Annotated in this window: 15 protein-coding genes; 12 read left to right on the forward strand and 3 right to left on the reverse strand. The window is 43.0% G+C overall.

Annotation, left to right across the window (positions count from 1 at the left end; genetic code table 11):
- The first annotated feature begins 150 nt into the window (after positions 1–150).
- From JMX94_RS06620 to JMX94_RS06645, 6 genes are all read left to right on the forward strand, one after another.
- Positions 151–1197 carry a sensor histidine kinase gene (locus JMX94_RS06620; protein ID WP_227673545.1) on the forward strand — a complete coding sequence of 349 codons (1047 nt, stop codon included), beginning with the start codon at positions 151–153 and terminating at the stop codon, positions 1195–1197.
- A gap of 417 nt (positions 1198–1614) precedes the next feature.
- Positions 1615–2352: a LytTR family DNA-binding domain-containing protein gene (locus tag JMX94_RS06625; protein ID WP_201564323.1), complete on the forward strand. Its 738-nt coding sequence runs from the start codon at positions 1615–1617 to the stop codon at positions 2350–2352.
- Between the two features lie 183 nt (positions 2353–2535).
- A complete protein-coding gene (gene hemC, locus JMX94_RS06630) occupies positions 2536–3585 on the forward strand; it encodes a hydroxymethylbilane synthase (protein WP_201564325.1) in 1050 nt (349 codons plus the stop codon).
- Between the two features lie 117 nt (positions 3586–3702).
- The gene (locus JMX94_RS06635; protein WP_201564327.1) at positions 3703–4686 is read left to right on the forward strand and encodes a uroporphyrinogen-III synthase; all 984 of its coding nucleotides are present in this window, start codon (positions 3703–3705) and stop codon (positions 4684–4686) included.
- Between the two features lie 93 nt (positions 4687–4779).
- A complete protein-coding gene (locus tag JMX94_RS06640) occupies positions 4780–5742 on the forward strand; it encodes a hypothetical protein (protein WP_201564329.1) in 963 nt (320 codons plus the stop codon).
- Positions 5743–5789: 47 nt separating this feature from the next.
- Positions 5790–6281 carry a thioesterase family protein gene (locus JMX94_RS06645; protein ID WP_201564331.1) on the forward strand — a complete coding sequence of 164 codons (492 nt, stop codon included), beginning with the start codon at positions 5790–5792 and terminating at the stop codon, positions 6279–6281.
- A gap of 156 nt (positions 6282–6437) precedes the next feature.
- Here the strand turns inward: JMX94_RS06645 and ribBA are convergent, their stop codons facing one another.
- The gene (gene ribBA / locus JMX94_RS06650; RefSeq protein WP_201564333.1) at positions 6438–7550 is read right to left on the reverse strand and encodes a bifunctional 3,4-dihydroxy-2-butanone-4-phosphate synthase/GTP cyclohydrolase II; all 1113 of its coding nucleotides are present in this window, start codon (positions 7548–7550) and stop codon (positions 6438–6440) included.
- A 299-nt stretch (positions 7551–7849) separates the two neighbouring features.
- Positions 7850–9139 (reverse strand): replication-associated recombination protein A, encoded by a 1290-nt coding sequence (locus tag JMX94_RS06655; protein ID WP_201564335.1) that lies wholly within the window; start codon positions 9137–9139, stop codon positions 7850–7852.
- A 273-nt stretch (positions 9140–9412) separates the two neighbouring features.
- Between JMX94_RS06655 and JMX94_RS06660 the strand changes: the two genes are divergently transcribed.
- Together JMX94_RS06660 and JMX94_RS06665 are read left to right on the forward strand one after the other, a co-directional pair.
- Complete coding sequence (locus JMX94_RS06660) at positions 9413–9946, forward strand: type IV secretion protein Rhs (protein WP_201564337.1); 534 nt, start codon at positions 9413–9415, stop codon at positions 9944–9946.
- A gap of 252 nt (positions 9947–10198) precedes the next feature.
- Positions 10199–11203: an MSCRAMM family adhesin SdrC gene (locus JMX94_RS06665; protein ID WP_227673546.1), complete on the forward strand. Its 1005-nt coding sequence runs from the start codon at positions 10199–10201 to the stop codon at positions 11201–11203.
- 130 nt (positions 11204–11333) lie between these two features.
- Here JMX94_RS06665 and gltA read toward each other — a convergent pair whose 3' ends face one another.
- Positions 11334–12614, reverse strand: a complete 1281-nt coding sequence (gene gltA, locus JMX94_RS06670; protein WP_201564339.1) for a citrate synthase — start codon at positions 12612–12614, stop codon at positions 11334–11336.
- Between the two features lie 1120 nt (positions 12615–13734).
- Here gltA and sdhC point away from each other — a divergent pair.
- From sdhC to JMX94_RS06690, 4 genes are all read left to right on the forward strand, one after another.
- Positions 13735–14121, forward strand: a complete 387-nt coding sequence (gene sdhC, locus JMX94_RS06675; protein ID WP_191691306.1) for a succinate dehydrogenase, cytochrome b556 subunit — start codon at positions 13735–13737, stop codon at positions 14119–14121.
- Between the two features lie 17 nt (positions 14122–14138).
- A complete protein-coding gene (gene sdhD / locus JMX94_RS06680; protein WP_227670405.1) occupies positions 14139–14525 on the forward strand; it encodes a succinate dehydrogenase, hydrophobic membrane anchor protein in 387 nt (128 codons plus the stop codon).
- Positions 14526–14970: 445 nt separating this feature from the next.
- Entirely contained in the window at positions 14971–16821 is a 1851-nt protein-coding gene (gene sdhA, locus JMX94_RS06685) for a succinate dehydrogenase flavoprotein subunit (RefSeq protein ID WP_201564341.1), read from the forward strand.
- 193 nt (positions 16822–17014) lie between these two features.
- The gene (locus JMX94_RS06690) at positions 17015–17725 is read left to right on the forward strand and encodes a succinate dehydrogenase iron-sulfur subunit (RefSeq protein WP_183619461.1); all 711 of its coding nucleotides are present in this window, start codon (positions 17015–17017) and stop codon (positions 17723–17725) included.
- The last annotated feature ends 763 nt before the right edge of the window (positions 17726–18488 follow it).

Raw genomic sequence — 18488 nt, forward strand, 5'->3', positions numbered from 1 at the left:
AATCAGAAACAGCTGCATTTTTATTTGAATCGGGATTATTACTATTTGAAGAATTGGCGTTCATATCGGTACAAGACAAGTCAAGAGAATAAGAACTCAAGTATAGCAAATGATGAGGTTGCCTTACTAGCGGAGCGCTTAGAGTTTTTTATGCCCAAGCTCATGGAAGTCATGAAGGCTTGGCAGTGGCTGCTGGCAATCTTTTTTTGGTCGCTGTTTGTAGCGATAGTCGATCGCCATAGTGTGGCCAACCAATCCCAATTTATCATCAAGTTTATCGCAAGGTTTATCCAAACCAGCTTAACCTTGATACCTTCTTTTTATTTAATTGATTATCTGCGCCCTATATTAAAGCGTTTAAGCGTATCAACAGCCAGCATGTATGTCTTGCTTATCTTAACGAGCGCCACAGCAGTGACCATGATGTTGGTCCTGCTGATTATGATAAATTTTGGATGGTTTGATTATAGTATTCGCGTCTTTGTCTCAACGGTGGTGTTTAATACCGTTATTACCGCCGGTTTTACTATTGCCACTTTGCTGGTTTTTTTACGGCGCTACCGTGAGCTGAATGCGCTGAAGCAATCATTTGAGCAAAAATTGAGCGCCCAAAACGATATCTTAAAAGCTCGCTTAGCGCCGCATTTCTTTTTTAATACCATTAATACGCTGATGTCGCTGATTGAAACCAACCCAACCCGCGCTGCTTATTTGTTGCAGCACGTTTCAGCGTTATTCCGAGCCAGTTTTAATGGTGCGCGTGAGATTAGTTTTGAAGAAGAGATTGCCCTTTGCGAGCATTATTTGGCCATCGAATCCATCCGCTTGGAGGACAAACTGGAAGTAAACTGGCGGCTACCTGACGAAGATGTGATGTATGATATGGTTATCACTGCTTTGACTTTACAAAGCGTGATTGAAAAAATGCTGCTCAATGTGGTTGAAATGACCACCGATACCATTTATATCGATATTAAAGTCAGTTGGCTGCAGCATCGCGTTGAGATTACCATTAGCGTGCAGTTGCCTAAAAAAACCTTGATGATTAACCATGACTTACGCCAGCATATGGATTTTTATATTCAGGCGGAACGTCTGCGAGCTTATTTTGGTGACAGCGCTGATATCCAAAGCCGCGTGACGAGTAAACAAATTATTACTATTATTCATTACCCGCTACAAGATGTCAGTTTATAATCTTTGCTCTTTAAAGCGCTTTCTTTGGCTAGTAATAATAAACCAGCAATCGTAGGCGGGTAGCGTGGCATATTTATTGCACTGTTTATCATATTGTTGATGATTGTCAGTTTTTAAAATTATCAGTTTTTAAAATCAACAGTACTTAACGCTTACCAATGCTTAAATATGACTACTGTTTAAATACTAGCAGTGCTTAAATGCTAAAAATGGCGTTGAAACGCTCAAGCGCTATTGGTGGCTTGCAGAAATGGGGCGGTTGGTTTATAACTGAAGTAAGGTGCATTGCCTTTGCTAAAAGGCGTATGGTAGTTTTTGCTAAGTGGTGAGCTTTAAATAATGATAAATCCTAATAAATGCTGATATATGATAAATACTATTAAAGATTGTTAAGTCTGCACTTATAAAGGAGTTTGCATGCGGATCGTTGTTTGTGATGATGAGCCATTAGCCCGTGAACGTTTGGTTAGGATTGTCCAAGAATCAGGTCATGAGGTGGTTGCCCAAGCAAAGACGGGCATCGAGGCCATTATTGCCGTAAAATCTCAGCAGCCGGACATCATACTGCTCGATATTCGCATGCCTGAGATGGATGGGGTTGAGTGTGCCCAAGAGCTTGCGAAGCTGAATCATCCACCCGCCATCATCTTTGTAACGGCTTACGACCATTATGCGATTGCAGCGTTAAAAGCCAATGCCATCGGTTATTTATTAAAGCCTGCCAATAAAGATGAGCTACTAGAAGCACTGCATAAAGCCACCAATCTCAATGCCGCGCAATTAAATGAGATTCGCAAACTTCAAAACCCGACCGCCCGTCCAGTGCGTGAACATATCGCAGCGCGTACCCACCGAGGGGTTGAGCTGATTGAGCTCAAAGATATCTACTACTTTACTGCCGATCAAAAATACGTCAAAGTGCGCCATAAAGAAGGCGTTGTCCTCATTGATGACACCCTAAAAGAGCTTGAGCAAGAATTTGAAGACAGGCTTTTTCGCGTGCATCGTAACGCGATTATCAATATCAAATATCTAGATTTTTTAGAAGCCTTAGATGCAGGACAGTTTCAATTACACTTTAAAGGGATTGATGAGACGCTAGCAGTCAGTCGTCGCCATCTACCGGCACTCCGTGAAAAGATTCAAAGCATGTAGTGATAAGGGCTTCATGCTGTTGACATAATCATGCCATATCATCAAACCCTTATTTATGCTTAAATAGGGGTATTTTTTTGCATCATTCTGCTTTATATATCGTTGGTAGCCCCCGTTTTGGGTGCCAAATTTGCATTATTGTTGCGCACTGACATTCTAGTATCGAACTTATTGAGGCCTTTTATGAGCACCATGCAGCCACCTGCTTTGACTACCTTAAATATCGCCACCCGCCAAAGCCCATTGGCATTATGGCAAGCTGAGCATATCCGTGACCGCCTACTGGCGCTGTATCCTGAGATGACGATTAACCTGCTAAAGATTGTCACTAAAGGGGATAAGATTTTAGATACGCCGCTGGCGAAAATTGGCGGCAAGGGCTTGTTCGTTAAAGAGCTTGAGCAAGCGTTGTATGACAAGCAGGCTGATATTGCGGTGCATTCTTTAAAAGATGTACCGATGGAATTGCCAGAAGGCTTGACGCTGGGTGTCTATTGTAAACGTGCCTCGCCAACTGACGCCTTTGTTTCTAACACTTATCATAGTATCGATGAGTTGCCACAAGGTGCGGTAGTCGGTACCGCAAGCTTACGTCGCCAATGCCAAATCAAGGCTTATCGTCCCGATTTGCAAATTAAAACCCTGCGCGGCAACGTCGGTACGCGCTTAGGGAAGCTTGATGCGGGCGAGTATGACGCCATTATTTTGGCCACCAGTGGTTTGCAGCGTATTGAACTTGATGAGCGCATTCGCAGTGAGTTGGATATTGATATTTGCTTGCCAGCGGTCGGACAAGGTGCTCTAGCGATTGAATGCCGTGAAGGCGATGATGAGGTTCTAAAATTACTAGCACCGTTAAATGATGACAAAGCTCGTATCCGCCTCATCGCTGAGCGCGCGCTAAATCGCCATTTACAAGGTGGCTGCCAAGTACCGATTGCGGCTTATGCAGTCTTACAAATGGCTGATGCAGACGATGATAACGATAGCCAAAACAGTAGCAAAAATAATGGCCAAAACGGCAATAATGATGCCGGTGATAGCTTATGGCTACGTGGCCGCGTCGGTCAAGAAGACGGTAGCGAGCTGCTCAAAGCTGATAAACGCCTGACCTTAACGGGCAGCCAAGCTGAGCAAGAAGCGCAAGCCAACCAGCTAGGTATTGAAGTTGCTGAAATGCTACTAGAAATAGGTGCTGGCGATATTTTATCCGCCATTTATAATCCTAAATAGCACCTATATTTAATAATGTTTAACTATTATTGTCATCTCAATCATAGCGCTATCTTTACTTAGATGGCTCTATGATTAAGCGTCCTTTCTTCCTAAGCCTTTTGTCACGGTATGTTTATGTCTTGGTCATCACCGAAGTCCACTGATTCCAATCAACCTATTGATAAGCCAGTATTGCTGCCGCAGGTCGTCATCAATACGCGCCCAGTCGAGCGTGCCGCACCGCTGACCGAGCATTTACAAGCGGCAGGGATGTCAGTGATTGATATGCCGATGTTGACCTTAGAGGCGCATCCAACTACCGAGCAGGATATGGGATTGATGCGCCAATGGTTTGCAGGTGACTATCAAGCACTCGTTATCGTGAGCCCGACAGCAGCAGCTTCAGGGCTGTCTGTTTGGCAAGCACTTGAGCATGAACGCCATGCTCAAAAATCTAGCGAAAATGCTAGTCAGCAAAAAGAGACAGGGTTTACAGGTTTAAAAGCGCCAAGCCATCTGATAGCGGTTGGGGAAGCGACTGCGGCAGTGTTAAATGATGCAAAGTTGGCTGCATCAAGCTATCAAGTATTGCAGCCGTTAATTGCTAATAACGAAGGTATGCTAGCCATGCCTGAAATTGACAGTCTCCAAGCTGGCGATAAGCTCTTGGTATGGCGCGGGCTTGGTGGGCGACGCTTATTGGTCGATACCTTACAGGCGCGCGGCGTCCATATCGATAGCATCGCTTGGTATGAGCGCAAAATGCCTGCCGATGCTATGACGCAGTATGAGCAATGGCAAACGCAGTTTCTTGCGCAGCAGTCTAAGCAGCAAGCAACATCAACAGCAGAGCCAAAGCCTATTGTGATTGTCAGTAGTGGCACGGCGTTTGAGCATTGGGAAGGGATTGTTAAGGCAGTTGCCGCAAAAGCTTCAGAGTCAAATAAAGACAAAATAGCCAATCCACCACTAAAGCTTAATAATTTTGCTTACGTGGTATTAGGCGAGCGCTTAGCCAATATGGTCGCGCGTCAGCAGTTAAGCTATTGGCGGGTGGAAGATTTGGCGCCGGCCACTATCCTTGCAGCAATCCATTCGCCAATAGTGGATCCAATGTAAGTAAGAAAACAGAGTAAGCAAGAACACAGACTTTTATTAATCTACTTATTTTATATTTGCTTAAAAATTATCAATCACTAACGGTGCTGCCTTATGTCCATGAATTCTGAATCGTTATCTCAGGAACCTTCTGCTATTCAGCAGCGCCGGCAAGCAAATATGTTTTTGGTGCGCCTGCAATGGTTAATGATTTTATTGCTTATCGCCGCTTTACTGTGGCTTTATATTAGTCAGCAGCGTTTTGAGCATAATGTCAATGAGCGCTTGCAAAGCAATGAGCAAGTGGTCAGTCGCCTCAATGAGATGGACGATCGCATTTTTGCGATGAGTCAGCAAACCTTGCCAGCACCGCGTACTGCCGCCAGTAGCCAAGCCCAAAACCAGCTCGATTTATTACGTATTCAAATACAAGCGGCTGATAGATTATTGGCAGACAATAACGAAAGTGCAGCGATTGAATTATTACGTGGCCTGCATTGGCAGCTGTCCCAAAGCAGTAATGAGATTGCCCCAGCGCTGACCGTGGTGATTAAACAAAGCTTGGCAAAGGATATCGAGCGCCTGCAGGCAAGAAGCTCGCAGCCGAGTCCGTGGCAGCTACAAAACATAGCCATTCAAAATATCCAAGAGTTTTTACATAGTTACGAGCGTGAACATCCTGCTAATGGTAGCGATTTGACTCAAAACCTTGATAATAATATGAGCTTAACGCGCCGCCAGCTTATGATTCACGAAGTCATTATGACCTTAAATCTCGCCACCCAAGCCAGCAATATGCGTGAAAAAGAGCAATTGGTCGGCTATCTGCGTCAAGCGCGCAAACAGCTACAAACCCTAGTACCACAAAAGTCAACGCCAAAAACAATATCTACCAATAATAAAACCTCTCCAACAGCGAATAGTACGACCTCTACTAAAGATAAAAATAAGGTACAAACCAAATCGTCTCCTAATGACATTACCGAGGTTATAGACTGGCTAGATCGATTGATTACCAATGCGCCAAAACCAACGCCATTATTAACCAAGCAAATTTTGGATAAGCCTAAACGTTAATGGTGGTTTTTAAAACTCTATAAGATAAAAACAAGAGAAAGCTAGTGATGAATAGTTTTGAGAAAAATACAGCGTTAAGTAATGAAAGTTTAAGTAATGCCCGTCCTGACGAGTTGGCACACTATCCAATTATTCATCATCAGCCAATCCATTGGGGTGAGATGGATGCCTTTAACCATCTAAATAATGTAGTGTTTTATCGCTATGCGGAGTCAGCACGGATTGGCTATTTGCAGGCGCTTGGCATGTTTGATGGCAGCATGGTCACGGTCTTAGCGCAATCAAGTTGCCAATATCTACGCCCTGTCACTTATCCCGATACCTTATTATTAGGCGTGCGTTGTCAGCGTTTGGGTAATACCAGCATAGTAATCGAGTATAGCTATTATAGCTGCGCTCAAAAGGTGATTGTCGCAACCGCTGATGCGGTCATTGTCCGTTTAGACAGTGATGGCAAGGATAAGTTGCCTTGGACCAATGAGGAGCGTGAGCGCTTAGTGGCATTAGAAGCAAGCGTTGGCCATACGCCCGAGCTTTAAAAACTTTAAAAAGTCGGCTTATTTAGTAAGTTATAAATGCTACTAAAATGATACCGGTAAAATAAACCTCCTCAATAAAAAACTCATAAAAAAAGGCACGCTAATCATTAGCGTGCCTTCTTTTCTATTTCTACTGCTTGCTTTTACGGTGGGTCTTTATTTTTGCTTAGGTGCGTGAACAAAGTCAACGACGTTCAATTCAAACCCTGACAAGGCATAAAACTTCATCGGTGATGACAGTAAACGCATATCACGAACCCCTAAATGGCGTAAAATCTGTGCGCCAACCCCAATACTGCGATACGGCTGCTGCGCAATGGTTGAGATTGATTGATTTTCAGCGGCTTTATCAAGCGCTTCTCCTAAATCAATCGGCTGATGGTTGCCAATCCAAACCAGCACGCCGCGTTCTGATTCTTGTATTTCTTCTAATGCCGAACGTACGCTCCAGCCGCTACGACCAGTGGTGTCATTTTTAGCGGCAAATAAGTCGCGTAATGGATGAAAACCATGGACACGAACGGTACTCACGCCTTCGCTCACATCGCCTTTTACCAAGGCTAAATGAGTTTCGTCAGCGCCAAACTCGCGGAAACGATGCAGCGTGAAAGTACCATATTCTGTTTCAAACGGATGTGACTCAATTTCTTCGACCGTTTGCTCATTGGCAATGCGATAGTTAATTAAGTCTGCAATCGTACCGATTTTAATACCATGCTCTTTGGCAAATATCTCAAGGTCATCACGGCGCGCCATCGTCCCATCATCATTGATGATTTCAACGATAACCGCTGCTGGCTCCAGACCTGCTAGGCGCGCCAAATCACAACCCGCTTCTGTATGACCGGCACGATGAAGAACACCGCCATTTTGAGCCATAATTGGGAAAATATGCCCAGGCTGGACGATATCTTCTGGTTTTGCTGAAGAAGACACCGCTGCTTGAATGGTGCGCGCACGGTCAGCGGCAGAAATACCTGTCGTCACGCCTTCAGCGGCTTCAATAGACACGGTAAAGTTGGTACTAAATTTTGCCTCATTGCGGTCTGACATCAGTGGCAATGCCAGCTGCTGACAGCGTGCTTCTGACAAGGTTAAACAAACCAAACCGCGCGCATGGGTAATCATAAAGTTAATATCATCAGGGCGCACATGGGTCGCTGCCATAATGATATCGCCTTCGTTTTCGCGATCTTCGTCATCCATTAAGATGACCATTTTTCCAGCACGAATATCTTCGATAATCTCAGGAATCGTATTTAAACTCATAGGAAGTCTCAATATTTTATTATTTATAGATAGGTTTAATTAGGGATATAAATCATCATCTGCCTATTGTAGCAGTAGATTGACAGAAACACTGTTGCGGTAAAGCAAATCATGCTTTGATAAGAGCCACATAAATAGAAGCAATCTGCTATAAAGTTTTCCGATCAACTGGTTTGTATATATCATTATGAGGACATTTTAACGCTTTTCACCCCAACGTGCTGCGTCATCTTGCCAATATGTCAGTTAATAGGTTAAAAATAATCATAAGTATTATCAATGATGCAAACGCATAGCCTTTATTCGTTACTGGCCGCTTGACCCTTTAGCCAGTCCATAAACTGCTTACTGTGTTGCTCGCGCTGATTGTCAGCAAATTTATAAAAACGTGTCCCGACTAAATTATCGGGCAAATAGCTTTGCGGATAATAGTGGTTGGGATAGTCGTGCGGATAAGCGTAGCCTTGACCATAACCTTGATTGCGCATCAGTTTGGTCACGCCATTACGCAAATGTAGCGGCACAGGCGAGGCGTCTTTTTCAGCGAGTGTCATCGCCGCATTAATGGCTTTATAAGTACTATTACTTTTGGCGCTGGTCGCCAGATACACCACCACTTGCCCTAAGATAATACGCGCTTCTGGCATACCAATCGATTGCACACTACGCAATGCTGCATCCGCGAGGAGTAGGGCATTAGGATTGGCATTACCAATATCTTCGCTGGCCAAAATCACCAAGCGCCGCGCAATAAAATCGGCAGGCTCACCGCCAACCAACATCCGCGCCATCCAATATAGCGCCGCATCAGGGTCGGAGCCGCGTACGGATTTTATCATGGCAGAGATAATATCGTAATGCTGCTCGCCATCTTTATCGTAGCGCACGAGCGCAGTTTGGGCGACACGGGCGACCAATTCATCATCAATGAGAATCGGTGATTGCTTAGGGTCAGCCGTTTGAATCGCAAGCTCTAATAAATTGAGCGCTTTTCTAGCATCACCATGCGCCAACTGGCTTATCGTTTGTTGCGCCTGTAAATCAACGGTTAAATTTTTGAGAATATTATCTTCTAAAAGCGCGCGCTGTAATACGGCACTGATTTGTTCAGGCGTCAGCGGCTCTAGACGATAAACTTGGCAGCGTGATAATAGCGCGTTATTTACACTAAATGACGGATTTTCGGTTGTCGCCCCAATTAAAGTAATATCACCTGACTCTACTGCGCCAAGTAAGGCATCTTGCTGGGCTTTATTAAAACGATGAATCTCATCGATAAACACCACCGGCGACTCAAAGCTTAACGAATCCTTGGTATCTAACACCTCACGTAATTGCTTAACGCCAGTATTTAATGCTGATAACGCATGAAAAGGTCGGCCAACGGCATCAGCCAACAGCATCGCGATGGTGGTTTTACCGATGCCCGCTTCGCCATGCAAAATAATCGATGGCAAATGTCCTTGTTCGACCAAGCGCCGTAACGGTGCACCCGCTGCTAATAAGTGCTCTTGACCGATAATGGCATCAAGGGTTGCAGGGCGCATACGCTGAGCAAGGGGCGTATCAGCATGAAAATTAGGTGGCATAAAGGTCTCTATTATCAATTAAATATTTTTAATTCTTATTAGGGTGTGTCTTTATTTTAAGCTTAACGCTAAAAACAATGACTCATGTCGTTCTAGCTAGGCTAACGCAGATTTACGTTAATAAAAGTCAGCTAAGTGTACAGCTTATGTCTTATAGGCTTTATTTTTTAAGTTTTTAGCCCTATTAAAGGCTTAATAGTTCTATAAAAAATAGTGCTTATAAAATAGCATCTATAAATGCTCAGTTTTTGAATATAAGGTAAGACAGTAATTATGTCGCAGTCGACTTTCAAGCGCTTATTTAAGTCCTCTACAGCTGCTAAAGGCCCAAAGCAACAGTCACGCCAGCTGACTGAGGGAGAGATAGCACTGGCACGCTCAGTGTTCGGTGACAGCCTTAAGCTTGATGGTGTGCAGCTTAAGACGGCGTGGTGGGTACTAAAGCATTATGCTGTCAGTCCTAATGGCAATATTTATTTCCATCCGGCCGACTGGGTCACGGATTTTAGCCAGTGTTCCTTGGGTAAGCAAAGCTGGCTTATCCATGAATTGACCCACGTTTGGCAATTGCAGCAAGGTCTTAAAGTCGTACGCGGCGCTATCATCAATCGCCGTTATGATTATGTACTTGAAGCAGGCAAGTCCTTTTTTAACTATGGCATTGAACAGCAGGCACGTATGGTGCAAGACTATTTTGTCCGTCGTCATCATGGTCATGACTGTCGTGATTTTGAAACTTGTATTCCATTTTTAAAGGAGCAAACGCTTGATAGCGAGCATGACAGTCACCGCTCGTTGAAAGTTTAATCTTTCTATTATGCTTGAATATTTATATGATGGCTTAAGCTTTCTCTCATTATGTACAGTTAATATATAAACAAAATAAGTAGAGAGGGAAGACGGTAGCAACAGGAATTATAATAAAAAACATGGTAATAAAAAGCTCAAGACTTTATCACTCAATTGACTTAATAGCGCTTCTAGAAATATCATCATTCATGGATAGTGTTATCACGTTGGCTTTTACTTTTTCTGCTTTTAACAAGGATATAAATTCGGATGTTTAAACTCTTACCAGTAAAACCTGACATTGACACTGATACCCGTCGTCGCTCTATCAATAAAGCGATGATTCGCCCTTATAAAGCACCAACATTGCTTGCGGCGACATTGACTGGCGTATTGTTAGTGAGCGGTTGTCAGCAGCAAACAGAAGAGCCAATACCTGATACCAACCAGACCAGCGAGCAAACAACTGCAGAGGACAGTCAACCTATGCGCAAAAGCGATTCGGCTGCTGCCCGTATAGAGCAGTTCCAGCCTTTGTATCTTGCGCAAGCGAAAGGACTGCAACAGCGTTTGCAAGCAGAGTATGAATCGCTACAAGCGGCAGATGCGTCAGACAGTGGCAATGATTTGTTACCTGATAGTACAACTGCTGTGTCAGTAGACAATGCTAAGCCGTCTAATACCGCTAATCCAGTTGCAAATAATACAGATTCTGAGCAAATAGCAAAACCAACTGCTACGGATTCAGCAGCAGTTGCCACGGCTAATAGTAATGGTGATTCTGGTGCTAGTAGTAACTCTGATATTGATGCTACTGCAGAGACTGATATCAATACCAGTACGGAAGTTGGCGAGCGCGATTTAACGGTGCTTAAGCGTATTAGCCTTGAGCCGCGTAAACCAGTGATGTTGACGGATGAGCAGATTATAGAAAGCTATCAGCAAGCGATGGAAACCCTTTATCAACCTGTGACCACGCCGCTTAGTGCGGAAGATGTTGATACCTTGATTAATATTGCGACTTTGGTGCCGCAGGTATTCGAACATGCAGAAATCGCCGGTAGACTTAGTGCAAAAAGTCCAGCGCTGGCGCGTTTGATTATTCAGCATCAAGTTTGGGAGCAAATAGAAGCCCAGCAAGTCATTGATATGCAGCAGATGAAAATCACCCAGCAGCAAGAGTTTGAAACGCTGATGGCGAAATTTAACGAAACCATTAAAGGCTATGATGAACAAATTGCCAAATACGAGCAAACGTTAAAAGAGTTTCAGTAAAGCGTTATAAGTTTAGAGTATTAAAGCTGTTTTGCTTAATGCCTCTTATTAAAGGCAAACCAAAAAAATCCCGCTACGATAGCGGGATTTTTATCTGTCTAACTTTTATACTTTTAAAACAAAAGACTGACTACTTGCGGTCTTCGACTTTAACGAATTCGCGTTTTGTCTCACCAGTATATAACTGACGTGGACGACCGATTTTGAACGGTGCGCTGTGCATCTCAAGCCAATGGCTAATCCAACCAGAGGTACGTGCCAATGAGAAGATAACAGTAAACATTGACGTTGGGATACCGATGGCTTTAAGGATAATGCCAGAGTAAAAATCAACGTTTGGATACAAGTTACGCTCAACGAAGAACGGGTCTTCTAAAGCGATTTTCTCAAGTGCCATGGCAAGCTCAAGCTTAGGATCATTGATACCCAATGCGCCTAGGACTTCGTCACAAGTCTCTTTCATCACTTGTGCGCGTGGGTCAAAGTTTTTGTAAACACGGTGACCAAAGCCCATCAATTTCACTTCACGGCTTTTCACTTTTTCCATGAATGCTGGTACGTTTTCAACTGTACCAATTTCATCTAACATAGTGAGTACGGCTTCATTGGCGCCGCCATGCGATGGTCCCCAAAGGGCCGCAATACCCGCAGCGATACAAGCGTAAGGATTTGCGCCAGTAGAACCCGCTAGACGTACGGTAGACGTTGAAGCATTTTGTTCGTGATCAGCATGCAAGGTAAAGATTTTGTCCATTGCACGGGTGATAACGTCATTGGTTTTGTAGTCAACATCAGCAGGCGTTGCAAACATCATGTATAAGAAGTTTTCCGCATAATTGAAATCATTACGTGGATACATGAACGGTTCGCCCTGTGAGTATTTATAACTCATGGCCGCAAGCGTTGGCATTTTAGCGATTAGGCGAATAGCGGTGATTTCACGATGCTCTTCATTGCTCACATCCAGATTTTCATGATAGAAAGCTGATAAAGCACCAACGACACCAACCATAATAGCCATAGGATGGGCGTCACGGCGGAAGCCTTCAAAGAATTTGCGTAATTGGTCATGAACGCCAGTATGCTTACGGATTTTTTCATAGAAATCCGCTTTTTGCTCAGCGTTTGGTAAATCACCATGAATCAGCGCATACGCCACTTCTAAGTATTCAGCATTATTTGCAAGCTCATCGATAGGATAGCCGCGATGCAACAGCTCGCCTTTACCGCCATCAATGAAGGTGATTTTTGACTCAACAGGCGCAGTTGCCATAAAACCTGGATCGTAGGTCCAGTAGCCCGCTTTTTGAAAAGCAGCAACTTCGATAACTGACGGCCCTAAAGTACCTTCAATAATAGGAAGTTCGTATTCTTCACCATTTACGGTTAGTTTGGCATTGTTGTCAGCCATAAATTGCTCTCCATTTTTTAACTTGTTAGAATAAAAATATATCGACGCACACCCTCGCGTCATCACTAATCAAACGGTAAAACAGTTAAAGGGTTAAATAAATTTAACCCATTTAAGATGCAGGCTATATTAGCAGTTATTAGCTAAGTTTTGAAAAGACTTTTAGCAGTAATGTCTGTAATAGGGGTGCTGTAGTCGTCATTAGCGGCTGTAAACTTTGTATCAAAATATGTCTGCTTAGTAATTTGGCTGTAAAGCATCATGCTAATACTAAAGTAATGATTATCATTAACATTATAATATTACAGTGTTTTTGCTAAGATAAGCCATTTTAATCTGTAAGGCGCTATACTATAAAACAGACAGAGTATGCGTAACCGACAAATTGGCTTAATGCGACGAATTATTTTGATTGAGTAATACTAATGAATTCATCTTACTAATAGCCAGCTTTTTGTTATTTAATCTCTAATAACCACTATTTAGGGGATAAATTTGTAATTAGCGGCCAGTCATTTTATAATTAGAGGGATTTAACTGGCACTAGCTTTGCGCAAATTGATAGACCAACGTAATTAAGTCGCTGATAAAGCCTAGCTTTACTGCTGCTTCTTTATGATTGGACGTTCGCTTTATAGACCAGAACCCAGCTTATCGCTTAAATATTCTTGTTAACTGTTCTATTTTTAGATATCCAACAGTGAAGTTTACCTTAATAAAAAATGATAATATAGAGATGACACCCTGGCGTTATCTTTTTTTGTTGATGGCAAGCAGTAAAAATAGACTAGTTAATCGATTTATCCCATGCTGCGTGCTTACTATTATAAAACACGCAGACAGCTTGTTATTGGTAGGGATTATCTGTTCCACAAGCGAGGTTGAGCCGTCTATAGAGTCCTTATAGAAATCTATAGAAGCCTTATAGAAAAAGGTCTCATAGAAACGATATATAGAGAGCGTGTTTCCTATATAAAATCTATCTATCAAATTTAGCGCAAATGAAATAACGTCAGCTAGCCCTTCCTTACCTTATTCATCTCATGTGTTGCTCGCCGCTTATGGAAGTGTATTTGTACCAAGCGTTGATAGCAGATACAGGAGTATAACCGCAAAAAGGATGCCCGCTGTGAAAAGCAACCGACCTATTGATCTGCCCTTAAGCCAAGTGATTAGCGTTAATCGCTCACCGATTGCGATAGCTTCAATCTTGCATCGTATCTCTGGCATTATTTTATTTTTACTTATTCCTGTCATGTTATGGATATTACAGAATTCTTTGGCGTCGCCTGAGAGTTTTGAAGCCATATTTGACAATGTCCTTGTTCGCTTTTTGGCGTGGATTTTTGTCGCCGCCATCGCTTATCACTTTGTGATGGGTATCAAGCATTTATTTGCTGATATGGGTATGAATGAGGAGCTAAAATCTGGCCGTGCCGCTTCTATGATTAGCTTTGTAATTGCAGCAATCTTAATTGTCGCGTCATTTGTATGGGTGATGTTCTAATGAAAAATGATTCAGGAATCAAAAGCGCTACTGGTCTAACCGGCTCAGGTTCACGTGATTGGATTATCCAGCGTATCAGTGGTGTGGTTTTAGCCGTATACAGTGTGGTATTACTGGGCTTCTTCTTAACTCATGGCAATGTAAGCTTCGTTGAATGGTCGGAATTTATGACCAGTTTACCGATGCGTCTGTTCAGCTTATTGGCCGTTTTGGCGTTGGCTGGTCATGCTTGGGTTGGTATGTGGACGGTATTTACTGACTATATTACCACTGGCAAACTGGGCTCAAGCGCAGCAGGTCTACGTTTAGTGCTACAGTCATTAATGATTATCGCTATTTTAGTTTTCCTATTTTGGGGCATTATGATTTTTTGGGGTAACGGCTTCGGTGTTGTTGCGGTTTAACCATTAATCATAGGTTTAGATATTGATCTATCTGATTTTTATAAATTGAATATCTAACCATAACAACGGACGAACCTGACAGCATTGGCGATGATTCGCTTATTTGAAAGCGTTTATTTTAAATAACGTACTTTAAAGTGCTATAGGTAATAGACATCCGTTAGTAGCCAAAATAGTCATAGCTAATCATAGCGTTGGGTGCCCACTAAATTCACAATTACTGATACGGTAAATGACGCTTATTTAATAGATAAAAGCTGTGAACAAGTGAGTAAGCCCAATATAACGATAGATATGCAAATTAAGTGGTTGAAGGCTGTTTGTATTGTATTTTGATTATTGTCGGTAGCGTTGCAGCAAAAGCTTGCTAGCGTTAGCGCACAATAAGATGCAGACCAACCTTTTTATTTACTTCTAAGCATTAACAGGCATTAGGAAAACCGTAATGGCAACTAGACAAGATAATACCATTAGTAATATTAAAACCCTGAACTACGACGCGGTCATCGTTGGTGGCGGCGGCTCAGGTATGCGTGCTTCATTGCATTTAGCGGAAGCGGGCATGAAGGTTGCAGTCTTGACCAAAGTATTCCCAACCCGTTCGCACACCGTTGCTGCTCAAGGCGGGATCGGTGCAAGTTTGGGTAATATGAGCAATGATAACTGGCACTTTCACTTTTATGACACCGTTAAAGGGTCAGATTGGTTAGGTGACCAAGACGCCATTGAATACATGTGCCGTGAAGCGCCAAAAGTGGTGTATGAGCTTGAGCACATGGGTATGCCGTTTGACCGTAACGAAGACGGCACGATTTATCAGCGCCCATTCGGTGGTCATACCTCAAACTATGGCGAAAAAGCCGTACAACGTGCGTGTGCTGCTGCTGACCGTACCGGTCACGCGCTACTACATACGCTATATCAAAAAAACCTACAGCAAGGTACTGAATTCTTTATCGAGTGGATTGCCCTTGATTTGATCAAAGACGACGCTGGTAATATCAATGGCGTCATCGCTATTGAACAAGAAACGGGTACTGTTGCGGTATTCCAGTCGCCAATCACTGTATTAGCGACAGGCGGCGCAGGTCGTATCTTTGCGGCCTCTACCAACGCTTATATCAATACTGGTGACGGTATTGGCATGGCGGTTCGCGCAGGCATTCCACTACAAGACATGGAATTCTGGCAGTTCCACCCAACCGGCGTTCATGGTGCCGGCGTACTATTGACCGAAGGTTGCCGCGGTGAAGGCGCTATCTTACGTAATAAAGATGGCGAAGCCTTTATGGAGCGTTATGCGCCAACCGTAAAAGACTTGGCACCACGTGATTTAGTATCACGCTCTATGGACCAAGAAATCAAAGAAGGCCGTGGTTGTGGTCCGAATGCTGACCATATCGTAATGGATATGACGCATTTAGGCGTTGAAACCATCATGAAGCGTCTACCATCAGTATTTGAGATTGGTAAGAACTTCGCCAACGTTGACATCACTAAAGAGCCAATTCCCGTTATCCCAACCATTCACTATATGATGGGTGGTATTCCAACCACGATTCATGGTCAAGTGATTGTTCCGGATCTAGAAGCGGGTACCGATGAAGACGGTTTATATGCAAAAGGCAACGTCGTTAAAGGTCTTTATGCTATCGGTGAGTGTGCTTGTGTGAGTGTTCATGGTGCTAACCGTTTAGGTACCAACTCACTACTTGATTTATTGGTCTTTGGTCGCGCTGCTGGTAAGCATATCGTTGATGAATTCCATCATGCTGACCACAACTATAAGCCATTAGACCCACGTGTTCTTGATTTTACCGTGCGTCGTTTAGACAAACTGCAACAATCAACCTCGGGCTATAATGCTCAAGACGTTGCTGACGAGATTCGTGCAACCATGCAAACGCATGCCAGCGTATTCCGTACGCAAGCGATGATGGACGAAGGCGTTGAGAAAATCCTAGCGCTTGGTGAAAAAATCGACCAAATCCATTTGGCGGATAAATCACAAGTCTTTAACACCGCGCGTATTGAAGCGTTCGAAGTTGCTAACTTGTATGAAGTGGCAAAAGCAACGATGATATCAGCGGCTAAGCGTCACGAAAGCCGCGGCGCGCACAGTGTGTCTGACTATGATCGTCCAGAAGATGATGAATACGCACCAAACGGCCGTAACGATAGAGAATGGATGAAGCATACCTTATGGTATTCTGAAGGCAATAAGATTATCTATAAGCCGGTTCGTAAAGTGCCATTGACCGTCGATTATATCGAGCCAAAAGTCCGCGTCTATTAATTCTAGACTGGGTGCGCATGATTTTTACGCACTGTAAAAAACGTTTTATCCCTTATTAATTTATTAAAAAGGTGACCGCCAGCGACAGGCCGCTATCAGCGCTGAGATTTAGACATACCAGCGCTGATAGTTTACAGTCTTTAGATTGTACGGTTTGTCAGCCCGCCATCATCTACGTGTGGAGTTTAGCATTATGAGCCGAGGTACTCGCACCATCGAAATCTATCGCTACGATCCTGATGTGGACGCAGCGCCGCGCATGCAAACTTATACGGTTGAGTTGTTAGACTCAGATCGTATGTTGCTTGACGTGTTATTACGCCTAAAAAAGGAAGATGAGACACTTACCTTCCGTCGCTCATGCCGTGAAGGTATTTGCGGTTCTGACGGCATGAACATCAATGGTAAAAATGGTCTTGCATGTTTAATCAACATGAATACCTTGCCTGAAAAAGTAACGGTTCGTCCGTTACCAGGTTTACCGGTTGTTCGTGATTTGGTTGTCGATATGAACCAATTTTACGAGCAGTACGAAAAAGTTCATCCGTTCTTAATCAATGACCAGCCAGCGCCAGCAACAGAGCGTTTGCAGTCACCTGAGCAACGCGAAAAATTGAACGGTTTGTATGAGTGTATCTTATGTGCATGCTGTTCAACCAGCTGCCCATCGTTCTGGTGGAACCCTGATAAGTTCTTGGGTCCAGCAGCACTATTGAATGCCAACCGTTTCGTTTCTGACAGCCGTGATACTGATACGCGTGCGCGTCTAGCACGTTTAGACGATCCGTTCAGCTTGTTCCGTTGCCGCGGTATTATGAACTGTGTTTCAGTCTGTCCAAAAGGTTTGAATCCAACCAAAGCAATTGGTCATCTACGTAATTTACTGCTTGATCATGCAGGTTAGTCTACCTTTTATGGTCAATTAGCTTTATAATAGCGCCATCAAAAACACCACCTATCATTAGGTGGTGTTTTTTATTAAAAAATATTAGCATTTAGCTATTTTTTTAAGTGATAAGCCATTGTTTTTCTTATTAACACGACCATATTGATATCGTGAGCGGTATTGTTGAGGGCCAGTGGCGAATCCGTGAGGGTAAGTAAGGCTGTATTAACAATACGTTGCTTGTATGTAAGAAGACATGCTATATCGCGCGTCTCCCTATATAATTGAATATGGTAATATTGTTTAGTATTACAGATGCAAAGTTGCGAAAAATGATAATAGATATTCATTACGTAAATACCTAGTATTGAACAAACAAACTATGGCCCATAGGGTAGGCATGTTACTCTATACGGCAATGTATGTTTGGCGGAATATACGCCAATTTTCTACCATAGGAAGACATTTCAGTAAAAATAGCCAATTGATAGGCTAACTGAAAGAAAAATGCTGGGCTAAAAACCTTATCATTAACAATTTGGTTATAGCTGATAGCATTATATATAAATTAATGTTGTGAAACGAGACGATTAAGAAAACCGGCCGTTCACAAATAATTGTAATTGTAAGATTGGTATTGCAATCAGGCTTTTTTATCGTTAGATAGCTTTTAGTGTCAACGCTTTAGTTTTAAAAACTAATAGAGAGTATTAAAAACTGATGGTAAATATCGCCAATCTACAACGCATGACACAATAATAAGCACGATTCCATTCATTTA

It is taken from the genome of Psychrobacter sp. CMS30, from assembly GCF_904846565.1.
Lineage (GTDB): Bacteria > Pseudomonadota > Gammaproteobacteria > Pseudomonadales > Moraxellaceae > Psychrobacter > Psychrobacter maritimus.